Here is a 3,318-nt window from a genome sequence, read left to right as displayed (position 1 = left end):
GTCTATATCGGCGATTATTTCGGCGGCGGCATCGAGAGCTGGTTTGCCTATGTCGTCGCGCTCGTCTTCCTGCTGATCCGCCCTTCCGGCCTGTTCGGCCAGAAGCTCGTTGAGAGGATCTGAACGATGACCGCGATAACAAGCGATTTCGTCGCCGCGCCGGTGCTGCCGAAATGGGTCGTACCGGTCCTGCTGCTCGCCTTCGCCTATGGTGTCGTGCCGCTGATCGGCTCAAGTTATCTGTTCGAGGCCATCCTGCTGCCGTTCCTGGCGCTCAGCCTCGCCGGCGTGGGCTTGAACATTCTCACCGGCTATGCCGGCCAGGTCTCGCTGGGCAGTGCCGCCTTCATGGCGGCGGGCGCCTTCGCCGCCTATAATTTCAACCTGCGCGTCGAGGGCCTGCCGCCGATCGGCAGCATCTTCCTGGCCGGCATCGTCGCCGCCGCGATCGGCATCGTCTTTGGCCTGCCCAGCCTGCGGCTGAGGGGTTTTTATCTCGCAGTATCGACGCTCGCCGCGCAGTTCTTCGTGCAATGGGCGCTGACCAAGTTCAGCTGGTTCTCCAACAACTCGGCGTCAGGCGTCATCGACGCGCCGAGACTGTCGATCTCAGGTTTCGCGCTCGACGGCGCCATCGGTCGCTATCTCTTCGCGCTGACAATCGTCACCGTCCTGACCTTCCTTGCCTATAGGCTGGTCTCGTCGCAGACCGGTCGCAACTTCATCGCCATCCGCGACAATGAAACCGCCGCCCGCATCATCGGCATCCCGGTGCTGAAGACCAAGCTGCTGGCCTTCGCCATCTCGTCCTTCATCATCGGCGTCGCAGGCGTCATCTGGGCCTTCGCCTATCTGAGGACCGTCGAGCCGGACGGCTTCGATCTCGATCGGTCGTTCCAAATCCTGTTCATCATCATCATCGGCGGGCTGGCTTCGATCCGCGGCGCGTTTTTCGGCGCCGCCCTCATCGTGGTTTTCCCGCTCGCTCTGTCGCGCCTCGGCGGCTTCCTGCTCGGCGATCTCTTCGATTCGGGCGTGCTCGACATGAGCCAGCGCATCGTTCTGGGCGCGCTCATCATCCTGTTTCTGATCCTTGAGCCCGACGGGCTGGTGGCGCTGTGGGACAGGGTCCGAAGACGGCTCCTGTTCGCCTGGCAGTCGACTTGAGCTGATGCATTGAAAATGAATCCCATCGGAAAATGAACAAGGGGCCGAACAAGACGGCCCATACCGGGAGTACCTCGACCATGACTTTCCTCAGCACAATCAAGGCGGCGGCGTTGTCCGCGGCGATGATCGTGTCGGTGGCCTTGCCCGCCGCGCACGCCGACGAACAATATTTTCCGCTGCAGAGCTATCGCGTCGGGCCTTACGCGGCCGGCGGCACCGGCTTCTTCGGCGGCTTCATCGACTATCTCAACCTCATCAACATCCGCGACGGCGGCGTCAACGGCGTCAAGCTGACCTGGGACGAATGCGAGACCCAGTACGAGGTCGAGCGCGGCGTCGAATGCTACGAGCGGCAGAAGAGCCATGCCGGCGCCGCCGCCTGGAACCCGCTCTCGGTCGGCATCGCCTATGCCATGATTGACCGCATCACCGCCGACAAGGTGCCGCTGATCACCGTCAACCACGGCCGCACCGATTCCACCGACGGGCGTGTCTTCCCCTACGTCTTCCCGCTGCTGCTCAATCCCTACAGCGAGACATCAGGCATCGTGAACTACATCGCCTCCAAGGAAGGCGGCATCGACAAGCTGAAGGGAAAGAAGATCGTCGTGCTCTATCACGGCTCGCCCTACGGCAAGGAGACCATCCCGATCTATGAGCTGCTGGCGCAGAAATACGGCTTCACCGTGCAGCAGATCGAGGTGCCGCATCCCGGCAACGAGCAGCAGTCGCAGTGGCTGACCATCCGCCGCGCCAAGCCGGATTTCGTCGTCCTGCGCGGCTGGGGTGTGATGAACCCGGTGGCGCTGAAGACGGCGGTCAAGGTCGGCTATCCCGTCGATCACATCGTCGGCAATGTCTGGTCGAATTCTGAAGAGGATGTCATCCCTGCCGGCGACGCCGCCAAGGGTTACACCGCCATCACCACGCAGGCTTCCGGCAACTCCTACCCGGTGGTTCAGGAGATCGTGAAGACGGTCTACGGCGCCGGCAAGGGTAACCTTGAAGACAAGGCGCGCATCGGCTCGGTCTACCACAATCTCGGCATCGTCAACGGCATCCTCAATGTCGAGGCGATCCGGATCGCGCAGGAGAAGTTCGGCCACCGCACGCTGACCGGCGACGAGGTCCGCTGGGGCTTCGAGCATCTCAAGCTTGATCCGGCCAAGGTCGAGGCGCTCGGCGCCAAGGACCTGTTCCACTCGATCAATGTCAGCTGGGACAACCATGAAGGCGAAGGCTACGTGACCTTCCAGCAGTGGGACGGCAAGAAGTGGAACGTCGTCTCCGACTGGATCGCGCCGGACTGGGCGCTGCTGCGGCCAATCATCGAGAAGTCCGCCGAGGCCTACGCCGCCGAGAAGGGCATCAAGCTGCGCACCGCCGACGATGCCAATGCTGTGACCACCAACTGATCAGTCAGTGCCGGGCGTCGCGGACCAAGTTTCCGTGGCGCCCGACCTGTTCGGTTTTCGAACCGCGAAAGAACAGCCTATGCCGAACGATGACGTCATTCTTGCTGTGGACACGGTCCATGCCACCTACAACCACGCCATCACGGCGCTGCATGGCGTCAGTTTCGAGCTCAGGCGCGGCCAGATACTGGCATTGCTCGGTGCCAATGGCGCTGGCAAGACCACGACGCTGAAGGCCGTCTCCAACCTGCTGCCGGCCGAACGCGGCCAGGTCAATGCCGGCACCATCCGCTATGACGGCTCGGATGTCTCGCGCCGCAAACCGGGTGATCTGGTGCGCGCCGGGCTGGTTCAGGTGCTGGAAGGCCGCCACTGCTTCAAAAGCCTCACCGTCGAGGAGAATCTGATCGCCGGCGGCATCGGCCGCAGCGGCAGCCGCGCCGAGATCAACGGGGATCTCGAACGGATCTACGGCTATTTCCCGAGGCTTCGGGAAAAACGCCGGACATTGTCCGGCCTGACCTCCGGCGGCGAACAGCAGATGACCGCCATCGGCAGGGCGCTGATGTCGCGGCCGCGGCTGCTCGTCCTGGACGAACCGTCGATGGGGCTCGCGCCAATCATCGTCCAGGACATCTTCCAGAGCTTGAAAAAACTCAACCGCGAGACTGGCCTATCCATCCTGGTCGCCGAGCAGAACTCCGCAGTGGCGCTGCGATATGCCGACCATGCC

General features: G+C 62.8%; 3 protein-coding genes and 1 pseudogene. All 4 read left to right on the top strand.

Annotation, left to right across the window (positions count from 1 at the left end; all coding sequences use genetic code 11):
• Nucleotides 1-123 (top strand): annotated as a pseudogene (locus tag EN994_RS36310) (branched-chain amino acid ABC transporter permease); the annotation flags it as partial.
• A 3-nt stretch (nt 124-126) separates the two neighbouring features.
• Nucleotides 127-1,167, top strand: coding sequence for a branched-chain amino acid ABC transporter permease (locus EN994_RS23750; protein WP_063169860.1), 1,041 nt, complete (start codon nt 127-129; stop codon nt 1,165-1,167).
• 80 nt (nt 1,168-1,247) lie between these two features.
• Entirely contained in the window at nt 1,248-2,585 is a 1,338-nt protein-coding gene (locus EN994_RS23745) for an ABC transporter substrate-binding protein (RefSeq protein ID WP_013528156.1), read from the top strand.
• 79 nt (nt 2,586-2,664) lie between these two features.
• On the top strand, nt 2,665-3,318 hold a 654-nt coding region (locus EN994_RS23740), incomplete at its 3' end, for an ABC transporter ATP-binding protein (protein WP_164746114.1).

Origin of the sequence: Mesorhizobium sp. M7A.F.Ca.CA.002.09.1.1 (genome assembly GCF_003998555.1) — a bacterium.
Taxonomy (GTDB): Bacteria; Pseudomonadota; Alphaproteobacteria; order Rhizobiales; family Rhizobiaceae; genus Mesorhizobium; species Mesorhizobium ciceri.
This window is presented reverse-complemented; position numbering and strand designations above follow the sequence as displayed.

Bases quoted from the DNA above. Each gene is read 5' to 3' on its own strand.
- EN994_RS23745 (WP_013528156.1), top strand. From the start codon at position 1,248: ATGACTTTCCTCAGCACAATCAAGGCGGCGGCGTTGTCCGCGGCGATG.
- EN994_RS23750 (WP_063169860.1), top strand. From the start codon at position 127: ATGACCGCGATAACAAGCGATTTCGTCGCCGCGCCGGTGCTGCCGAAA.